The organism is Brevibacillus sp. NRRL NRS-603, assembly GCF_003013445.1.
GTDB lineage: Bacteria > Bacillota > Bacilli > Brevibacillales > Brevibacillaceae > Brevibacillus > Brevibacillus formosus.
In genome coordinates, this window is record NZ_PXZN01000030.1 from 28,326 (window position 1) to 49,161 (window position 20,836).

15 protein-coding genes are annotated in these 20,836 nt (G+C 49.8%); 5 read left to right on the plus strand and 10 right to left on the minus strand.

Annotated elements, in window-relative coordinates:
• Positions 1–11: 11 nt before the first annotated feature.
• The 7 genes from C7R94_RS21530 to C7R94_RS21560 form a co-directional block, all read right to left on the minus strand.
• Positions 12–1,772 carry a polysaccharide deacetylase family protein gene (locus tag C7R94_RS21530; RefSeq protein ID WP_106784514.1) on the minus strand — a complete coding sequence of 587 codons (1,761 nt, stop codon included), beginning with the start codon at positions 1,770–1,772 and terminating at the stop codon, positions 12–14.
• A gap of 36 nt (positions 1,773–1,808) precedes the next feature.
• The gene (locus C7R94_RS21535) at positions 1,809–3,692 is read right to left on the minus strand and encodes a glycosyltransferase (RefSeq protein ID WP_106784516.1); all 1,884 of its coding nucleotides are present in this window, start codon (positions 3,690–3,692) and stop codon (positions 1,809–1,811) included.
• Positions 3,693–3,718: 26 nt separating this feature from the next.
• Positions 3,719–5,032: a nucleotide sugar dehydrogenase gene (locus C7R94_RS21540; RefSeq protein ID WP_106784518.1), complete on the minus strand. Its 1,314-nt coding sequence runs from the start codon at positions 5,030–5,032 to the stop codon at positions 3,719–3,721.
• A 32-nt stretch (positions 5,033–5,064) separates the two neighbouring features.
• Positions 5,065–6,519 carry a polysaccharide deacetylase family protein gene (locus C7R94_RS21545; RefSeq protein ID WP_106784520.1) on the minus strand — a complete coding sequence of 485 codons (1,455 nt, stop codon included), beginning with the start codon at positions 6,517–6,519 and terminating at the stop codon, positions 5,065–5,067.
• A 263-nt stretch (positions 6,520–6,782) separates the two neighbouring features.
• A complete protein-coding gene (locus C7R94_RS21550) occupies positions 6,783–8,207 on the minus strand; it encodes an aldehyde dehydrogenase family protein (protein WP_106784522.1) in 1,425 nt (474 codons plus the stop codon).
• 26 nt (positions 8,208–8,233) lie between these two features.
• The gene (gene gabT / locus C7R94_RS21555) at positions 8,234–9,583 is read right to left on the minus strand and encodes a 4-aminobutyrate--2-oxoglutarate transaminase (protein WP_015893916.1); all 1,350 of its coding nucleotides are present in this window, start codon (positions 9,581–9,583) and stop codon (positions 8,234–8,236) included.
• A gap of 203 nt (positions 9,584–9,786) precedes the next feature.
• Positions 9,787–11,190, minus strand: coding sequence for a sigma-54 interaction domain-containing protein (locus C7R94_RS21560; RefSeq protein ID WP_106784524.1), 1,404 nt, complete (start codon positions 11,188–11,190; stop codon positions 9,787–9,789).
• 144 nt (positions 11,191–11,334) lie between these two features.
• On the opposite strand from C7R94_RS21560, the gene C7R94_RS21565 reads away from it, so the two are divergent.
• On the plus strand, positions 11,335–12,873 hold the full coding sequence (locus tag C7R94_RS21565) for a hypothetical protein (protein ID WP_106784527.1): 1,539 nt from the start codon (positions 11,335–11,337) through the stop codon (positions 12,871–12,873).
• A 42-nt stretch (positions 12,874–12,915) separates the two neighbouring features.
• On the opposite strand, the gene C7R94_RS21570 is transcribed toward C7R94_RS21565, so the two are convergent.
• Positions 12,916–13,584, minus strand: coding sequence for a class I SAM-dependent methyltransferase (locus C7R94_RS21570; protein ID WP_106784529.1), 669 nt, complete (start codon positions 13,582–13,584; stop codon positions 12,916–12,918).
• 113 nt (positions 13,585–13,697) lie between these two features.
• Between C7R94_RS21570 and C7R94_RS21575 the strand changes: the two genes are divergently transcribed.
• Positions 13,698–14,072, plus strand: coding sequence for a BlaI/MecI/CopY family transcriptional regulator (locus tag C7R94_RS21575; RefSeq protein WP_087348490.1), 375 nt, complete (start codon positions 13,698–13,700; stop codon positions 14,070–14,072).
• Positions 14,073–14,076: 4 nt separating this feature from the next.
• Entirely contained in the window at positions 14,077–15,504 is a 1,428-nt protein-coding gene (locus C7R94_RS21580; protein ID WP_106784531.1) for a M23/M56 family metallopeptidase, read from the plus strand.
• 60 nt (positions 15,505–15,564) lie between these two features.
• On the opposite strand, the gene C7R94_RS21585 is transcribed toward C7R94_RS21580, so the two are convergent.
• Together C7R94_RS21585 and C7R94_RS21590 are read right to left on the minus strand one after the other, a co-directional pair.
• Positions 15,565–16,341, minus strand: a complete 777-nt coding sequence (locus C7R94_RS21585) for an arylamine N-acetyltransferase family protein (protein WP_106784533.1) — start codon at positions 16,339–16,341, stop codon at positions 15,565–15,567.
• Between the two features lie 59 nt (positions 16,342–16,400).
• Positions 16,401–18,155: a sigma-54 interaction domain-containing protein gene (locus C7R94_RS21590; protein WP_106784536.1), complete on the minus strand. Its 1,755-nt coding sequence runs from the start codon at positions 18,153–18,155 to the stop codon at positions 16,401–16,403.
• Positions 18,156–18,417: 262 nt separating this feature from the next.
• Here C7R94_RS21590 and C7R94_RS21595 point away from each other — a divergent pair, with 262 nt between their 5' ends.
• Together C7R94_RS21595 and gcvPA are read left to right on the plus strand one after the other, a co-directional pair.
• Positions 18,418–19,200 (plus strand): SDR family NAD(P)-dependent oxidoreductase, encoded by a 783-nt coding sequence (locus C7R94_RS21595; RefSeq protein ID WP_106784538.1) that lies wholly within the window; start codon positions 18,418–18,420, stop codon positions 19,198–19,200.
• A gap of 49 nt (positions 19,201–19,249) precedes the next feature.
• Positions 19,250–20,635 (plus strand): aminomethyl-transferring glycine dehydrogenase subunit GcvPA, encoded by a 1,386-nt coding sequence (gene gcvPA, locus C7R94_RS21600; protein WP_106784541.1) that lies wholly within the window; start codon positions 19,250–19,252, stop codon positions 20,633–20,635.
• Positions 20,636–20,836: the final 201 nt, after the last annotated feature.

Below are 20,836 nucleotides of genomic sequence, written 5' to 3' on the forward strand. Positions count from 1 at the left end.
TTGTTTCGGATTTAAAAGGTGTCGATGACCCAGTCCATTGTGGCAAAAAAAGATTTCTTGATCGAACTGACGACTCCTGCAAGCCCTGTCTGCACATTACTGAACAGCATCTGCTGCTCACCATTCGGTTGCGCCAAGGACTCTATCTTTACGTCCGCAAATACCCCGTCATAAATGTCGTCCTTTTTGTTCACTTCACTATAGGCCGCTTCCAATGCAACACCACCGCTGCTAATGCTTGGGTCGATCTGTTGCTTGTCCAAGAGCGGTGTCTTGTCCACGGAAACACTGAGACGGTCGCCTTGAACAATCATTTCGAATGCACGCGTATTTTTAATGTTGATCGGGTATTTTTCCAGCTCGGGAGCACCAGACTCGCCTTGCTCTCTCGTATAAACAGAGGCACGGTCGAAGGTCAAATCTTCGGGATTCCAAATCACTTGGCTCAATTCTGTCTTGAACAGCTCTTGGACTTCTCCTTTTTCCTTCTTCTGCTCAACGCGCAACTCATTATCATGCAGGACGACCCGAAGAAAGCTGCCTTTTTCCCGATCATAGCGCAAATAGATGGACTGCTTGCCGATTACATTCCCTTCGAGCTTGGCAGAAAGCTTGATATCCTTCTGGCTGTCGCTGTTTTTTAAATATAACATGCCAGAGCCAGCTGCTGGAGAGGTCAGGACGATCTGATCCTCCATAAATTGCGCGGCGCCACCGAGACGATCCCACCCTTTGGCTTGCTCTTCATCGCCGCGAACGAAGCGAATCTTTTCGTCAGTGTCTTTTTGGATACGCATCAACAAATGATTCGTGTACCAGTAAGGCTCTGGCTGCACGCGAGTCAGGTTGTAGAGATCGCCCTCGCTGTCGTTGTAGGCGGTTCCTTCCCGGTTAAAGTGCATCGTAAAATACTTTTTGATATTCGCGTCGTTCGCATCCGCTACCAAGCGATTCATCCCGCCATACAGGGTGTTCGCATGCATGATCATATAGGCACCCGGGACAAAGCCCAATTGATCCATATACGTATCATTCATCAGCTTGTAGTCTTCGTTGATTCTCGCTTCCATCTTGCTTCTGTCTTCCATCGGGATCATATTGCTGTCACGGATAAAGTCCATCAAGTAGTGGTTATAGTAGCCTACCTTTGTTTTGTTTGATAATTCACTCTCATCCTTCACCCCGATGAAATTACCCTGATCATCAAATACATTGATATACGTCAGCCGATAGCCGTTGGAACCGAGCTCCCAGAAGCCATTTTCCATCATTTTTTTCATATCTTCCGGCTGAAGGAATTTGTTCTCGCTGTTTCCCATCTTGTTGCCGTAAGACAATGCTGTTGCTTTGAAGTTGTACTTCTCCAAAAGCGGCTGGGCAAACAAGCTCGAATCGTTCCTGCCATCTTCAAAGGCTAGGAACAGCGCCTTGTCAGGAAGCGGCTTCTTTTTCTTGTAAAAGTCCAAGATATCTTGTTGCGAGATCGTTTGATAGCCCTGGTCATACAACGCCTGCAACTGCTCGTCCAATTGCTTCTTGGCTACTAATTTCGGTGTACCCGAACGACCCACGCCAAAATAGGAGATGGCGATAAAGCCTTTTTCATTCGTCCAGCTCGCTTTATTCGGTTCCTCGTACTTCTTCCAATCAAAGACGGCATTGAATAACATGACACCCAGGACGACTAAGATAGCGACCTGGCTCAGCGTCTTGATGAATTTATTGCGATCTTTTTTCCGATAATCCAAGACATCGCTCGTCGTTTTCCCCATAACTCCTGACACCCTCACTCCCTTTGTCTTTCCCTCTTAAAATGGCAATCCAAAGCCTTTTTTGTTCTTCTTTCGGGCTTCTTTTTTCAATCTCGCTTCGACGTCCTGTGGCGTTTCTCGCGTACCCCACGTAGATTTCCAGAATGTCACCCAAGCCACAGGCATCTGCCACAGCAGCACCAGCTCATAAAACACACAAAAGACAATCCCGAAAACCCATAGCTTGCTTTTACGGAAAAACAGATGGGCCAAGCTCATTAGGAGCGCCATCAACAGCAAGCCCATTAAAAACGTGCCCGGGAAAACGTGATGAACGAGCGGGACGTATACGAGGTTGTACAGGACGATGACGGGAGCAGCGATAGGAACAATCAGACCAATGTAAAAGAAGATCGCCATAAAAGGCTCCTTGCGCCAAATAAAGCCGCTGGCACGCAAAGATTCCCTCAACCACGAGCGCTTCCAGCGCATCTGCTGCTTCAAAAATACGTTCATATCTGACGGCACAATCGTCGAGCAAATCGCAGAATCCTGATAGCCTGTCCGATGTGTTCGCAAAATAAAGTTGGTCATGCTTCGATCATCGCCAAAAGTGGCGGGCTGCCCGAGAAACTTCTGATTGAGCCATGCTTCGGAATGCTGCAAAATCAATTCCTTGCGATAGCAAGACAACGGCCCGGACAAGCAAGTAACACTGTCAAACCACGACTCAGCCGCTTTCATGATGCGAAAAGCAATGTAGTAACGAACGGTTTGCAGCTTGGTGATCGCGTTAGTGAACTTGTTTTCCACATCCGTACGCCCTGCGACACCACCCATTTTCGGGTCTTGAAAAGGCTGTACGAGGTTGCGGATCGCAGTCGGTTCCAAAAAGCTGTCTGAATCAACGAAGACAACCAAATCGTGCTTGGCCATTTCCACACCTTTTACCAAAGCGACCCGTTTCCCGCCGTTTTCCGGAAGAATGTGCATCCTCACGCGTTCGCGGGTCATATAGCGCTCGGCCTCGTTATGAATCATATCGATGACCTTTTGAATCTCTTCTGCTGATCGATCTGTCGAGCGGTCGTCTACTACGATGACCTCCAGCTTATCAATCGGGTAGTTCTGATTCACACAACTCAAAATCGTCCGGTGAATCCACTGTTCTTCGTTAAAACACGGGATAATGATGCTCACGCCCGGCGTATAGTCCAAATTGACGGGAACCTCCCGATAAAGAGCACCAAATAAATACCGTGTCAGCAAAAAGGCAGCGGCAATCAAGCTGTACAAGTACAAGTACATGTTGTATTTGAAATAAATCACGCTCTCCGCGCGCATGAGCACGATAAACACCGCAGCGAAAAACAGGGAAGCACTTGCGATATAAATGGCGTATCCCCAGCGCTTTTTGCGAAAATACTCGGTCAGCGGTTTGGAAAACTCGAAGGCGAGCATGAACTTCTGACGCCCGTCCTCTTCCTGGGTAAACGAGCGAACAACCGTTGCATCCAGCTTCACCGTTGACTCATATCCTTCTGGCATTGTACCCGGCGGGATTGTGCAATGGATCATAAACACTTGTCCCACCTGGATGTCTTCCCTCTCCGAATCTAGTTCAACTAATAGGCCAGTCGAAGAAATGTCGACGGCTCTCGCCTTGATTCCATCCTTGAGCCGCTGCTTCTTGGTCAATAGTGTCACCGGGAAATCCGCCATATAGCGCAGACTCAGCATCCGAATGCGATTCAGGTATTCCGGGTCCTCCAGCTTTCCTGGCTCATTCGTATCTTTAGCACCGCGTCGGTCCACTTGGACACGAATTTTCTCCGGGTCTGGCACATTCGATAGCACGCGCCTCTCTGTTTTGGAAACCGTCAGTACTTCTTCGATTTTCTCTTTCTTTTTCGGCTTTATTTTCTCTATCAACTGTTTCATCCCTGTCGCTCTCTCCCCTCCACTGCCTACAAGCTCCAGTAATGAATCCCACTGTTTTCAAAGTCAGCTTTGGAATAAATCTCTTTTATATCGATCATGATTTTTGCCGTATTCTTGCCGTACATCGCGGCAAAATCAGCGACTTCCATCTGGGCAAAGGGAGCATGTGGGACCGCTACAACCACAATGTCCAAGTCGCGGAGAGCCTTCATTTCTGACAGCTCGATACCGTATTCCTCGTATGCCTCCCGAGGATTCACCATCGGGTCTACGACCAACGGATTCATGCCGTATTCTTTCAATTCCTCAATAATATCGGTCACCTTGGTATTTCTGATATCTGCGCAGTCTTCTTTGTATGACAGACCTAATAGGCCGATCCGTACATTTTGAAGATCGAGCTTCGAGCGAACGGCCATCTTAATGATTTGTTGGGCGACATATTTCCCCATACCATCGTTAATGTGTCTAGCTGCCAAAATGATGCGGGAGCGATAGCCGCTGTCTTCTGCTTTGTACGTTAAATAGTAAGGGTCAATACCGATGCAATGCCCTCCGACCAACCCCGGTGTAAAAGGGAGGAAGTTCCACTTAGTTCCTGCCGCTCGCAATACTGCCTTCGTCGGAATATCCATCTGATTGAATAGCATCGCCAGCTCATTCATAAACGCAATATTGACATCCCGCTGAGCATTTTCAATGACTTTTGCCGCTTCTGCTACCTTGATGCTTTCCGCTCGATAAACGCCTGCCTTGATCACGAGCTCGTAGACGCTTGCTACGATTCCCAGTGTTTCTTCATCCATCCCCGATACGATCTTGACGATGTTTTCCAGACGATTTACCTTGTCTCCGGGGTTGATGCGTTCAGGTGAATAGCCGATCTTGAAATCTATACCACAACGCAAGCCCGACTCTGTCTCCAAGATCGGCAAGCAGACATCTTCGGTTGCCCCTGGATAAACGGTTGATTCAAAGACAACGACTGACCCTTTTTTCAACTGTCTGCCCACCATGCGAGATGCACTTTCTACATATTTCAGGTCTGGAACATTGCCGCTTTTGACCGGAGTAGGCACTGCCACGATAAAAAACCGCGCTTCCTGCAATCTATTTTCGTCTGAAGTGAATTCAATAGCAGCGTCACTCGTCAGCTCCTGATTTACGTCCGCATCAGTAAAGTTTCCCTTTTGATAGGCTGCTACTTTCTCTTTGTTTACATCGAATCCAATCACAGAAGCACGTTTGGACAGTGCCATCGCAATCGGCAAGCCTACGTACCCAAGACCGACGACGGCAATTTTCTCCTTCCTCTCCACAATCCCTTCGTACAAATTCATAAGTGACTCCCTCTCCCTGTTCTATTTTGGCTTTATTGGCCAAACATCTCTGTCATGGGTACAAACGTGTATCCTTTGCTTCTAAGCTGGTCAATGACAATTGGCAGCGCCTCTGTTGTGTGAATGTCATCGAGCATGTGCAACAAGATCACGCTTCCGCTACGCGTCTGCTCCATAATGTCTTGGACGATATCGTCGGCACTCCGTTTCTTGTCGTAGTCGGACGGTGTCACATCATAAATCGTAATATGCTCGTAGCCCGTTGCTGCAATCGCCTTGAGTGTCTGTTCGTCGAACGCCCCGGTTGGCGGTCTGAAATACATCGTCGGCTTCTGCTGAATGGCTTCGGTAATGATTTGGTGGGCTTTGACAATCTCTTTTTGCAATTCTTCCGGCGCAATTTTGGTATTAACCGGATGAGAATAGGTGTGATTGGCTACGTCGTGTCCCGCTTCCGCAATCGCTCTCGCCAAGTTTGGATTTCGCTCTACACCATCTGCGCGAAGGAAAAACGAAGCTTTTACCCCTTTTTTGTTCAGGATATCGAGAATCTTCGTAACCGTTTGATCCGTACCCCAATCATCGAAGGACAGGGCGACCATCTTCTTGTCCGTTTCTTTTCGATAGATAAGATTTGGCTTGGACTTGTTGTACGCCGCATTCATTTTTGCTGCATCAAAACCCGGAATTTCTTGCAGCGGCTTTCGCTCTCCGCCTTGTGCAATCAACTCGTGCAATGGGACGAATCTGTAACCAACATTAGTGGCTGCCTCTGCGAGAAGACGGATGTTTTCGATTAGAGACTTGTTCTCTTCTGTGTCCATTGCAATGATGCCACCGCGATTCATATACTTTCGTAAATAGCGGCTCTTGTCAGCTTCCGTCTCTTTTTGCCAATTGTGCAGGAACAGACTGGATGACACGACGGCTTCTTGTCCATTGTGGGCAGCTACCAATCGGAGATCGTCGCCGTACTCACCCGAATCCGTCCTGACATACCGCGGTGTTTTGTCCGTTTCTCTTTGAATGATCTCATTGGCCAGCTTGATGTCTTTGTACATTTTCTCGTAAGGTTGGCCCTGCAAATCCGATTTGTTCAACGTATTGTTTTCGATCTCGTGACCCCTGGCGACAATTTCTCGCGCAATGTCAGGCTCTTCAGCTACTCTCATCCCTGGCATGAAAAAAGCTGCCTTGATGTGGTACTTGTCCAACTCATCTAGCAGTCTTTTCATCGTGTCCTTATCTGCCATCCCATTAAAAGTAAGAGCAAGCTGTCTTTGCGTCGTGTAGACCATGGACACTGCCTTGCTCTTTTCCCCTTGGTAACGCTCGATTTTTTCAGGTTTGGCTGGCTCTGGGCTGTTATCTGCACTGTTTTCATTTGCCTGAAACGGTGAACATGCTGCCACCAATACCACTATCGCTACAAGGGAGATCCAGTGAAATAATCGGAACCCACTGGCCCCTTTCCAATGACTAATCATGATTGCCCCCTTTTCATGTAAGAAATGCCGTTTACGCATAAAAAAACGACTATTTCATCTGCGCAACAAGTCAAGTGTAATCAAACACTCCTCCGCAAAAATGAACATAGTCTGCCTCCACACGCTAGCCTAACATAACCGCCTATGCCTAACAACTATATGAAGCGGTTTCATTTATGACAATTTATGGTCCCGGTGACGATCTCCTTCCGGACGCTGCTTTCAAAAAAAAGACGAGCCTCTTTGGACTCGTCTTTCATCTGCTATAGCTTGATCGCGATTAATTTTAGTTCGGTCAGTTCCTCGACTGCATACTTAATGCCTTCGCGGCCAAAGCCACTGTCCTTCACACCGCCATACGGCATGTTGTCTACGCGGAACGTCGGAATGTCGTTGATCATCACGCCTCCGACCTCCAGCTCTTCCGCTGCTCGCATAGCCGCGTGAATGTCACTCGTATAAATGCCTGCCTGCAAGCCGAAGCGTGAGTCATTTACCGCCTCAATTGCTTCGTCCATCGTCTCAAACGGTGTAACGACTACGATTGGACCGAATACCTCCTGGCATGAGACGGCAACATGAGCGCCCACATTCGTCAGAATCGTAGGGGCAAAGAGGTTGTCACTGACAGGCTTCCCGCCAGTAACTACATGTGCGCCTGCTTCTACTGCTTCCTGTACCCACGCTCCCATGCGTTCATGATCCTTGGCTGAGATCACAGAGGACATGTCTGTCTCTTCTTTCAGTGGATCACCTAGGACGAGCTTTTCTGTGCCAGCCTTAAACTTCTCCAGGAACTCTTCGTACTTGCTCTGGTGAATATAGACGCGTTGCAGCGAGATACACACTTGACCGCTAAAGGAGAAGGCGCCCGTCACGCAACGATCAATCAACGCTTGCGTGATTTCCACGTTGTGGTCGATGATCACTGCGGAGTTGGAGCCAAGCTCCAAGGTCACGCGCTTGAGTCCCGCTTTGTTTTTCATCGCGATACCAACCGCAGGACTTCCGGTAAACGTAATCGCGGCAATTCGGCTGTCAGTGACCAGCTTTTCGCCTACGACTGCGCCTTTTCCAGGCAAAATATTGAGCGCACCGGCAGGCAATCCCGCCTCTGCGAAAATATCGGCCAAAATCAGCGAACTAAGCGGCGTCTGACTCGCTGGCTTCAGCACAACGGTATTTCCTGCGGCAATAGCAGGACCGACCTTGTGAGCTACGAGATTAAACGGAAAGTTAAAAGGCGTGATCGCGCCAACTACGCCAATCGGCTTGCGTACCGTAAAAGCAAGACGTCCTTCACCGCCCGGTGCTGCATCGAGCGGGACCGTCTCTCCGTGGATGCGCTTCGCTTCTTCTGCTGCGAACTTGTAGGTCTGGATCGTCCGAGCGATTTCTACACGACCCGTGCGAAGCGGCTTGGCGGCTTCCTGTGCGAGAATGACCGCCAGTTCTTCCTTGCGTGCCTCCATAATCGCAACGGCCTTTTCCAATATCAAGGCGCGCTGACTGGCTGGCATTTTTGCCATGACTTTGGCAGCAGCTTTTGCCGCCTTGATTGCCTCGTCGACGTCATGATCGTCTGCCTGAGCGATTTCAGCCAGCAGCTCCCCAGAATAAGGGGAGTAGAGCGGCGCGTATTCTTTTGTTTCTTTCCATTGTCCGTTGATGTAGAGATGCTTTTTCATGAGTATGGAGAACCCCCTCGGGCGTTTTAGTTCGTCACGTATTGGCTTTTCAGAACATCCGTCATAATATCCAGTGCCTCTTCCAGTTGCTCGTCTGTAATGACCAGTGGAGACAGGAAGCGCAGTACGTTGCTGTGGACACCAGCAGAAAGCACGATGACACCAGACTCGTAGCAGCCTTTGGTCAAGCCAGCAACGAGCTCCTTCGCTGGCTGTTTGGTTGTTGGATCGATAAATTCTACGGCGCACATCGCACCAAGTCCGCGCACCTCTGCGATCACAGGGAACTCTTTTTGCAACGCGTGGAAATGTGCCTTGATCTTGTCTCCGATCACCTGCGCACGGCCAGACAGGTCTTCGCGCTCCATTTTCTCAATGACTGCCAATGCCGCTACGCAGCCAAGCGGGCTTCCTCCATAGGTACCGCCGATCTCACCCGGGTTTGGCGCGTCCATGATTTCTGCGCGTCCCGTAACCGCAGAGATGGGCAAGCCTGCCGCGATGGATTTGGACATAGTGATGATATCTGGCTCGATACCGAAATGGGTAGAGGCAAACATGGCGCCAGTACGACCGAAGCCTGTTTGAATCTCATCGGAAATAAACAGGATTTGATGCTTTTTACAAATGTTATAGACACCTTGAACGAAGGACACAGGCGGAACGATAAAGCCGCCTTCTCCTTGAATCGGTTCCATAATCACAGCAGCCACTTCTTCCGGTGCAACCTCAGTCAAGAGGAAGTCCTCGAACTGACGCACGCAGAATTGCGCGTACTCATCATCTGTCATGGATTCCGGCTTGTTCAGTGGATACGGGAACTGCGCTTTATACGTTGCTGGAGCGAATGGACCCATCTGGAATTTGTACGGCTTCACTTTGGAAGTCAATGACATGCCGAGAAGCGTACGACCGTGGAAGCCGCGGCTAAAGGAAATGATGCCTGGGCGTCCTGTGTATTTGCGAGCGATTTTTACCGCATTCTCTACTGCTTCTGCTCCGCTGTTTGCGAGCATCGTCTTCTTTTCAAAGCTGCCTGGCGTGATTTGCGTCAGCTTTTCAGCCAAAGCCACATATGGCTCATACATCCCTACATGGAAGCAAGGATGAATGTATTTGTCCAGCTGTGCTTTTAGTGCCTCAACTACCTCTGGCGGGCAGTGTCCGGCATTCAGTGTGCCGATCGCTCCGGCAAAATCGATGTACGTATTGCCATCTACATCCGTAACCAATGCACCTGAAGCTGACTCTACAAAAACAGGGGTATTGTTGCCGACACCTTTTGGAACGAACTGCTTTCTTTTTTCAATCAGGGCCGCTCCCTTTGGACCTGGCACACCAGCAGCTACGTTTACAAATTGACGTTGTTTAGACATATCGTTTCCTCTCCTCATTCGAGATGGTATTGGTTGGATTGCTTGCTTGTAAACTCAACCACGATATGTAGCAATACCTATGCCAAACGCCAGAAGTTGATGAAATCGCGTTTCTGGCACTACCGTCACATCAAATTATTCAAAAGTGAATCAAAAACACCCGAATGTTCGATTCACTTTTGAATAAACGATTCATTTTTGAATCATCTGGAACGAATCCGATATTTTTGCAGCTTCCGCACGACAGATGGCTGGCTAATGCCGAGAAACTCCGCGATTTCTCCCGTGGTCCGGCAGTGCTCGGATGCGTAGCGCAGCCATTTTTCCTCTACCTGCTCCAGTGCTTCCCGAAGCGACATTTTGGAAGTTGCCAGACTCGGCTCCATCGCTGTCTGCTCTTCCCCTGCCAGCCTGATTTCCACGGGCAGATGCGAAGAAGTGATCACATCTTCGTCCGCTGTGACCACCATTCTCTCCAAGACGTTCTCCAGCTCGCGCACATTGCCGGGCCACTCGTACTGCATCAAGGCATGTGTTACGGCAGGGTCCAGACGCTTGTCCATTCCGTATCGTTCATTGAGCGAACGCACGACGCGCTTCAGGAGAGCCGCGATATCCTCTGGCCGATTTCGCAACGGCGGGACGTGGATCGGGACAACATTCAGGCGAAAATACAGGTCCTGCCGGAACTTCCCTTCCTTCACCATCTTCTCCAAGTCGCGATTAGTGGCGGCAATCAGACGAAAGTCCACGTCGCGGTACTGCGTGCTTCCAACGCGCTGCAACCGTTTTTCCTGAATCACCTTCAACAGCTTGGCCTGCAAGGTCAGCGGCAGCTCTCCCAGCTCGTCCAATAAGAGAGTCCCTTGGTTCGCCATCTCGATAATCCCTTGCTTGCCCTGCTTGGCGGCTCCTGTAAACGAACCAGCCTCATAGCCAAACAGCTCGGATTCCAGCAAGCCCTCCGGGATCGAGCCACAGTTGATCTCCACGAATTGTCCACCCGCACGACGGCTGTTGCGATGAATTTCTTTTGCGATCACATTTTTCCCGACACCCGATTCTCCGAGAATCAGGACAGTCGAATCGACAGCCGCGACTTTTTTGAGGAGACGCTCAATGGCTTGCATTGGCTGACTCACTGCCACGAAGCCCTCCTGATGCTTTTCTCGCAGCTCCTCAATCTCGGTTTCAAACTGCTTGAGCTGCTCCGTGAGACCTTCGTAGCGCCGTTTCAATTCCATAATTTCAGTCAGGTCATGGGAATAGCTGATAATCGAATGCATGCTGCCATCCTCGTTCCAGACGGGAAACGCCGTCACCATCAGCTTTCGACCGCCGGGTATTTCCTGCATGATTGTCTGCGGCGTCTTGGCATCCATGACTTTTCGCGTGACAGATGGAGAAAAGACCTTCCTTTTTTCCAGCTCGATGACGTTCTTGCCCAAGAGCTCTTCCTTCCCGATGCCGTACACATCATAGGACGAATCACCAACCAACCGGATGTAGCCCTCATGGTCCGTGATTAACAAATGATCGCGAGACGTTTCAACAATGGCCTCTAATACGCGGCTCATCCATTTCTCCGTGCTTTCTTCTCTCTTCATCTCTTCGCCGCCTCTCACACGCCGTTGTGTCCGATCTGATTTATTTTTTCATTATAGAAAACAGCAAGAACAACGACAACACATGAAAAATATGTAAAAATAGCCATCATAACAAGCCTTGCGAGATGGAAAGGATGAATAGGTATGACGCCCACAGTCGGAGACATTTACTGTGTTTTTGTCGAGAAGCTGCAAAAGTACACAGCTTGTCAGGTCACATCGATAAAAGAACCTGGCACGAGTAACGCTAACCTCATCAGTATCCTCGAGCTCGACTGGAGCAGCGACACGTTGCCCGATGAATCGGAGCTGCATCTGATGAAGCCCTTATATTGCGACTACTTCTTCTGGAACAATGTGCTCGAGCACAGCTATGTCGATAATGTCGTGCCTAAAGGCTACATAAAAGTAGGGAATATACCCCCTCTCGTGACAGAAGAGACAAGGAGTTACGGCAGTTGGGATGTCGGAGGGAGCCTGTATCGTCAACATAAATGGAATCAAATTCCCGAGGAGCGTCGCCAACAGTTCAAACAGGCCGCAAAGGATGACACGATGATTTCACTGGGCGGGGAAAGCCTGCGCCGATCTAACAACGTCATTCATGCAGACATCCTGCGAAGCCTGACGGACATCTCTGAATTGGAAAAGCTCCCTTGCCTGACAAGAATCTATGCAGAGGAGCCCACCGATTCCTTGCTTGCCTTTGTCAAAAGCAATCCGTTTATTCGGGAGCTACACCTGGAGAGAGCCAATGTCTCCTCTCTTGACCTGACAGGAAGCCAACTCAGTAAATTCTCTCTCCAAAACGCGGAAGGGCTGGAATCACTGTATCTGAACCATGGCTTACAAGAACTCATACTGGATAAGGCCATTTCACCCAACCTGTTCATAGAAGCCGAGCAGGATGGGTATTGGCTGACCGCCTCGTTCTCAGATTCGCTGCCCCTTCACCGCGGACTCGACCTTTTAGGAAAGCTCCATCTGCGCAATGTGACAGAGTTGGACTTGCAGCCACTCGTCCAGCGGTATCCCTCGCTCCAAGACATCCGTCTGTGGGGCAAGCCTGGTACCCTCAGCAATCTGGGCAGTATCAAGGATTTGAAGGAGCTATTGACGTTTACGACCTACGATCTGTTTGGCTTCTCCGGGGACGAGTTCCCTTCGCCGGATCAATGTCCCAAGCTCTCCACGCTCTGGATGACGAGCCTCCCGGCAGAAGCGGCCAAGACCATTAAAGCCGCCTATAAAAAAGAAGTGAAAAATGGGCTGGATTTGTCCATCACCAAGCCGCGAAAGCCCGAATGGCTGGCCAATAATTTAACCAATCCGTTTCGTGATTGGGATGGCAGGGAACACATTTCAAAAACCCACGCCAACAAGGCCGCCAGTCTTTATAAAAAAATGAACACCTCGATCAGCGCGTTTGAGAAGCAAAGCAGTGAAGATGCGACGAATGTAGAAGAAATACAGACTGCTTTGCGTGCACTAGTCAAAGAGTATACAGAGACTTTCAACAAAATGGATCGCCGGACAGGCTTTATCGAAACGGTTGAGCGGGAAGAGATCTTCGTTGTGCTCGATGAGCTGCTTCAGTCGGCAAAACGGAATTTGGCTACTGCCGGTGTGGAAGTAGATGTGGACGAGCTTTTTGCTATTTTTGATCAGACACGTGATTTTTGAGTAAAGACGCCGCCTCTCCCACAGGAAGGCGGCTTTGTTTGCTTAGGCATTCTTTTTGATTACCCATGTACTCATGCAACGCTGTCCGGCTACATTCACCGTTTTGATTGGCTCCAGGAAAACGCCTTGCAGTTTTTCCGTCATGCCCACCATCGTCTGTTCATTTACGAGAAAACGGGTGCTTCCGTCCGGCAACAAATAACGTTCGTTCCCCAGTGGCTGTACAGCATGCTCAATTCCAATCGAGGAAGCAAGACGCATGAATAGAATGCCTCCTGGTTTCAGCACTCGCCACAGCTCCTCTAGCATCTGGCGAAAATGCTCTTCGTTTTCAGCAAAATGAAGAACCGCATTACTGATTATGAAATCGAAGCTTTCGTTTTCAAAGCTCATGCTCTCAATCGGTTCCACACGAGTGCGCCCCGCTGACCAGTCCGTTGTCAGTTGGGATGCCATTTGTTGTACAACCTCAATAGCTTTTGCCGATTGGTCAACCGCGTACACCGAATAGCCATTGCGCAAAAAGTAGACCAAATTCCGCCCCGAACCGCAACCGGCATCGAGTATTTGCATATCCTTCGTTACCCGTCCCTTTAACAACTGATCAAACAAGTAAATATCCATATCGCCAAACTGCTCGGCCAGATTCATATCTATCACAGCCTTTATCCGATTTTTCTTCAGTGTACCAATTCGCTTGTCATCTTCCAATGATGGTCACTTGGAACGGATTAAAAAAAATGATAGTTGACACCCCTTGACTACAAGTGTAATCTTTAAAACAGAGTCAACGACTACAAATGTAATCGAAAGAGGTGTCTTACTTGGATGAGCAACCGCGAATCTCGGATGCCGAGTGGGAGATTATGAAGGTCATCTGGGCAAAGTCACCTGCTACAGCAGCCGATGTCATCCACGCCCTGCGAGACAACAAGACGTGGAAAGACAACACAATCAAAACCTTGCTCAGCCGCCTCTTGCAAAAGGGTATTCTCACCTATGAGCAGGTCAATCGAGTCTACTATTACTCCCCTGTGCTCACTGAGGAAGAATGCAAGCGCCAAGAGCGCCAATCCTTTTTGCAGCGGGTGTACGGCGGGGCCTTAAAGCCCATGCTGGTTCACTTTTTAAAAGAGGAAAAGCTCTCCTCCCAAGAGATTGACGAGCTGAAAAAAATCCTTTCCGAAAAGGAGAAATAAGCTGGTGGATTGGCAATGGCTCACACTCACTCTCAATCAAGCATTTACGTGGACACTGTATAACTCCATCGAAGCCAGTATTCTTGTGATCCTGATCTTGCTCTGCCAGCAGCTCGGCAAAAAGCATTTCCCCATCCGCTGGCACCACGCGGTATGGTTCCTGCTTCTCTGGAAGCTCGCCGTTCCTTGGTCGATAGACAGCACGATCAGTTTGTATAACTGGCTGCCTACTTCAGCATGGGCATCCATTCAGGAAGCGCATCCGCCTACGGAACGGATTATTCTCGCTTCAGAGGCTTTGCATCCGCATGAATCTGCCCTTCAACCAGATGGCTCTCTAGCAAACGAAGCGAGCTTTTCTTGGATCAGCCTGCTTTCCCTCATCTGGATCGGCGGTATCACCATTTTCGCTATCACCATGACTCTCAGTACATACCGATTGCTCTCTCAGCTAAAAAACGATGTGTTCGTACAGGATGAGGCCATTTTGCGCGTCTTTTCCCAGTGCCAAAAACAGATGGGCATCACCAAATCCATTCCCCTGCGCATGAGTCATCAGCTGACAAGCCCTGCCTTGATGGGAATCTGGCGACCGCAAATCTGGCTGCCGGAAAATCTGTTGGACAAGCTCAACGAGCATGAGCTGCGCCACATCTTTTTGCATGAGCTGGCGCATTGGAAAAGACGAGATATTCCTGTGAACAGCATCATGAGCGTACTGCTGATCCTCAACTGGTTCAACCCGCTGTTATGGTACGCTGCTTCTCGCATGCGTCAGGACCAAGAAATGGCTTGTGATGCCTTGGCTTTGACTTATTTGCAGGAGTCAGAGGTACCTCGCTACGGATACACCATGATCAAAATGCTCGAGCTGTATGCCCGCCCCAAACAAATTCACTTCACAGTCGGGTTCTCCAGCTCCAAAAAACAGGTGAAAAGGAGAATAGAAATGATTCGTCACTTTCAAAAACGAGCGTATACGTGGACCCTATCTGGTATCGTGGTCGTCATGGCTTTAGGCGTCTTCACTTTGACCGATGCAAAAAAAGCACTTGGGAACGAGCAGGCCTTCGTCGTCCCCGCAGAAGGGGAAAGTAGGAGGGACTTTACTGATCCAACCATCCTCTCGATTATCAACAAGCTGAACACACCGGTTAAAGCAGCCGCGGCAGGTAAAGTGCTCAAGGCTGAATACGATATAAAAATGGGCAATCAGGTCATTCTGGAGCATGAAGGTGGGTATCAAACCGTTTACTCTCATTTGGAAAAGCTGGAGGTCACCGCTGGAGCTACCGTGACCCAAGGCCAGCTTATTGGCCTGTTAGGTAGTACGGGACGCAGCACGGGACCGCATCTTGCTTTTCAGGTTCTCGAAAATGGTATACCCGTTGACCCGACGAAGCTGTTGGCAGACATAGAAGCAAAAGAATAAAGAAATAAAGACGAAAGGCCACAGAAAAAACATCTGTGGCCTAACTTGTTACTCGCTGTGCTATAAACGAAAATGCTGTTTCGCCAGCTCTTTGAATCTTGCGTTGTCGATTTCTTCTTTGGTAACGACTCCATCCACCCACTGTGTAAAGGACGTATTCGTCAACGTAACATTGCCTCTCTCTGTAAGTTGCGTTAGCAACGCGCTTTTGTTAAAGGGAGACTGTTCGTGTTCAGCGATGATCGTCTGAATCTCGTTTAAATCCGTTTCATCCGTCACCAGCTTCTGCGAATCAAACGTATAGCCAATCCGCCAGTCCGAATCCTTGTGCCGCAGCTTCATTTCAAGTACATAGTCGCCATACTCCGTCTGCTCTTTCCTGATCCGAAATTCACCATTGCGCGAAGAAACGGTCTCCCCCGTTAACGGAACAGGCTTCAACGGCAGGTTCGAACCGAAGCCCGTGTCGAGCAAATACGTTTGCCCCTCATGTGTAAGCAAAATCGTGGCATGCGTTCGGCCAATCGTGTAATACTCGCCAACGTCATGCCTGTAAACAACTCCGCGAATCAGATGGGCGTCAAAGCCAATTTCCAACAAGAAGTAATACAGCATCGGATTGAGCTCGTAGCAAAGACCGCCTTCGTTTCTGACCAATATCTTCTCCATGATGGACTGTCTGGAGATTAGACTCGTTCGCTCTTCCACAATGCACAGGTTTTCAAAAGGAATCGCCAATGCTGTCAGATCTAGGAGGCGATCCAATGTATCGAAGGTAATCGTTTCATTTTCAGGCATACCGATTCTTTTCCGAAATAAGGCATTCAGCTCACTCATGCTTCTTCCTCCCCTATCGTTTCTCCCACCAGTTTACACCAAGCTCCTGCCCGAATTCCTTAAATACCGAGCAGCTTTAGCTTCCGATACAAAGTACGGAGCCCGATCCCGAGTTCTTCTGCCACCCGCTGCTTCCCTTTCAAATCACTGCCGTGCTTTTGCAGCGAAGCGCGAATGGCTTCCGCTTGTGCATCGGCGACCCTCGCTTTGATAGCTGGACCTGAATGCGAAGGGGTCACTGGAGGACGAGCACGAAGACGCGGAGGCAAGCTGTCCGCAGTCAGTACACTGTCTTGCTCCATGTTCATGGCGTACTCGATGGCGTTTTCCAGCTCCCGCACATTGCCCGGCCAGTGATAGTGCGTGAGCAGATTGATCGCCTCTCGTGCTATTCCGAAGAAGGTGCGTCCTGCTTGCTCTCCGTACTTCTCCATAAATGAAACGGCCAAGAGCTCGATGTCTTCCTTGCGCTCTGCGAGTGACGGGACGTGTATCGGAATGACGTTCAACCGATAGTACAAGTCGGCACGAAACGCTTTTTTCTCCACGAGCTCCTCCAGGTTCTGATTCGTTGCCGCGATAATCCTTACATTGATGGGAAACGACCGTGTACCGCCGATGCGTTCCACGACCTTTTCCTGCAAGACGCGCAGCAGCTTTGCCTGCAACGAGAGCGGCATATCGCCGATTTCATCCAGAAACAGCGTACCTCCCTCTGCCATTTCGAACCGCCCTGGCTTTCCTCCCTTTTTGGCTCCAGTAAACGCACCGTCCTCGTAACCGAACAATTCGCTTTCGAACAGATTTTCTGGAATGCTGGCACAATTGATGGCGACAAACGGGTAGTAAGCGCGCGTGCTTGCCTCGTGAATCGCTTTTGCCAGATGCCCTTTGCCTGTCCCTGTTTCGCCGGTAATCAGTACTGTGGAGCTGCTGTTGCCGATTTTCATCGCCATTTCTTTGAGCTGTTTGATGGCTGGGCTGTTTCCTACAATTTGAGCAAGGCTATCCGCTTTGCCAGACGAACGGCTCCGTTGATGATCGATCAAACCCGGAGTGGTTAGCGATCCCCTCTGCACGCGAAGCACGCCGCCGATGAGCTGATTATTGAAAATGATCGGCGTGGCCTCGGTCGGAGCATCGAGCTTGTCAACGAGACAATTGGCGATCGGTAAGGAATGTGCGGCCATCCCGGATAATGATGGCAACAGCATCCGTGAAATCTCCGCTGGCAGCAGCTGATGCTTGGACAGCAGTCTGCGCGCGCTGGCGTTCGTGTGAATGACATTGCCACTTCGGTCAAATGTGAAATACGCATCAGCAACGGTATCCAGCGCTCCCTCCAACAGCCGCATGGATTCATCAGACGGTTCGATCTGTCCCGTCACATGAGACTGTACAATCGCCGTAATTATTTCGCTGACTTCTGTCAGGATTTGCTGGTATCTCTCTGTATGCTTGGACAGGCGATTTTGACCTTCCTTCGTAAAGGATGTGAGAGAAACGACCCCAATTGCATGATTAGCTACCTTAATAGAAGAGAGCAGCTCGACTTTGGCGGGACAGCTGTCGAGAAAACGGCAGCCTTTGCACATTTCCATGGAGCCAGGTTTGTCTACCACATACTGTCCTTTTGCCAACACGAATTCAATTGAGGGCACATGCACATTTTCGCCTTTTTGTTTCAAGTAGCGTTCCGTACTCACGACCAAGAGACCGCGCTCGTCAATCACCGCAGCATCCACGTTCAATATATCTGAAATGCTTGTAATGACCCTTTCGATGGCTGGTTTGCACAGATCCAACGAAACCATGGATATCCTCCCTGTTTATTGTCCTTACTCTCTATTTTATGAAATATTTAGACAGTTCACAAATATTTTGCCACTGATACTTGCCAATAATGACAACTCATTGCCATTTTTGTCACCGCTGTGACAGTACGAAACACAGTCGGAACCTCGTAAAATCGGCTTTTTTGCGATCAAGCAAGGAGCATGTTACTCGGCGGGGGTCAATCCACACTTGGCACAGCGATTGCATTATAAACTTTTCAACTAGGGGGAGTGATCAACCATGATAAACACGAACGAGGTATTCAATCTGCAAGGAAAGGTAGCCTTGGTGACAGGTGCTGCTTCCGGTATCGGACTGGCAACAGCGAAACGACTGGCCCAATTCGGAGTAAACGTTATGCTGCTTGATATCAATGAGGAGCTCGGGGAAAAGGCGGCACAAGAAATCGTAGCCGCGGGCGGGTCAGCCCGTTATTTTACATGCAATGTAGTTTCCCAACAGGATTGTCGTGAAGTAACGCAAGCGATCGAGGAAGCATACGGTCGCATCGATATTTTGTTCAACAACGCAGGCGTGATCAGAAGAAAGACGGTTGTCGAGCTGGAAGAGGACGATTGGGATCTGGTCGTCGATGTCTCCTTGAAGGGTGCTTATAACCTCTCCAAATTCGTCATTCCGGTCATGGCGAAAACAGGCGGAGGCAGCATCATTAACACTGGCTCTGGCTGGGGCATCAAGGGCGGTGACAAGGCGGCGGCCTACTGTGCGGCAAAAGCTGGCGTCGTCAACCTGACGCGGGCAATGGCGATTGACCACGGTCCGCAAAACATCCGTGTGAATTGCGTGTCACCCGGCGATACCGACACACCTCTGTTGCGTGAAGAAGCGCGCCAGCTGGAAAAGGAAGAAGGAGCATTCCTCGTCTCCTCCGCCCAAGGACGTCCACTGGAGCGTCTCGGTTCTCCCCAAGATATTGCCAATGCTGTCCTGTTCTTTGCCAGCGATTTGTCATCCTGGGTGACGGGTTCCGTACTGGTCGTCGACGGTGGCGGTTTGGCTTAATGTATCATTCAGACTGAATATTCCAACGAAGAGATGGAGGAACCATGAGATGAGCGTACAGCGTTATGCCCACCCGTATATTCCGAATTCTGCACCTGAAGTCAAAGAGAAAATGCTTGCTGAAATCGGCTTTTCCAGCATCGAGGATATCTATGCGGACATTCCCGGGGAGCTGCGCCTAAAAGAAAAAATGAACATCCCGAAAGCATTGACCGAATACGAGCTGGAGCGCCACGTCAACCAACTCATGAACAAAAACAAAACCACAAAAGAAAATATCAGCTTCCTCGGCGCGGGCTGCTGGCCGCATTTTGTTCCGGCTGTCTGTGATGAAATCAACTCCCGCGCGGAGTTTGTGACGGCGTATGCTGGTGAGCCTTATGAAGACAAGGGGCGCTTTCAGGCGTTGTTCGAGTACCAGAGCCTCGTAGCTGAGCTGGTCGATATGGATGTCGTGAACGTTCCGACCTTTGACTGGGCACAGGCTGCTTCTACTGCTCTGCGCATGGCAGCACGCATCACCAAACGCACAGAGCTTTTGGTCTCGAAAAATATCCATCCCGACAAGCTCTTGATCATCAAAAACTATACGTCTCCTGATCTTACCGTCACCTTGATCGATTTTGAGAACGAAACAGGCAGACTTGACCTAAATGATCTAAAAGCAAAGCTCAGTGTAGATACAGCAGCGGTTTACTTCGAAAACCCGACCTTCCTCGGCTCCGTGGAAGTAAACGGACAGATGATCGCGGATCTGGCCCAAGCAGCCGGTGCCATTTGCGTAGTCGGCGTCGATCCCATCTCTCTGGGCGTGATGGAATCTCCGGCGAATTACGGCGCGGACATCGTTTGCGGAGATTTGCAGCCGCTTGGCGTACACATGCATTACGGCGGCGGGCAATCTGGCTTTATTGCGACACATGACGATCCGACCTACGTCATGGAATATCCGTCCCGCTTGTTCGGAATCGCTCCGACAGAGGTCGAAGGCGAATACGGCTTCGGAGATGTCGCATACGACCGCACTTCTTTTGCTAAACGTGAAAAAGGCAAGGAGTCCGTCGGAACACAAACAGCGCTATGGGGCATTACCGCAGGCGTGTACTTGGCGACGATGGGACCTGTGGGCATGGAAGAAGTCGGGCAAGGCATCATGCAGCGCTCCCAATACGCTGCCAAGCAGCTCTCTTCCATTCCCGGTGTCGAGGCCAAATTCGCCGCTCCTTTCTTCAAGGAGTTCGTGATCGACTTCTCGCAAACAGGCAAAACCGTCAAAGACATCAACGCTGCGCTGCTCGCCAAAGGAATTTTCGGCGGTGTGGATTTGACTGAACACTACCCGGAATTGGGTCAATGTGCGCTCTACTGCGTCACGGAGGTTCATACCCAGGAGGATATCGATACGCTCGTTGCTGCCATGAAAAGCATTTTGTAGTCAAGGAAGTTCAAAAAGCCGTCTTTTGATCACGAAGTTGTTCTGACAGCTTATTCGACGTCGAAATTGGCGTTCACCTTCGAAGTCCGGTGCTCATGTAGGTCCCCTACACTCCGCTCCTCCTTCTTCAGGTTCTCACCACTTTCTCGATGCTGAAAAGACGACTTTTTGAACACGTAATAAAAAAAGGAGGAAACCGCC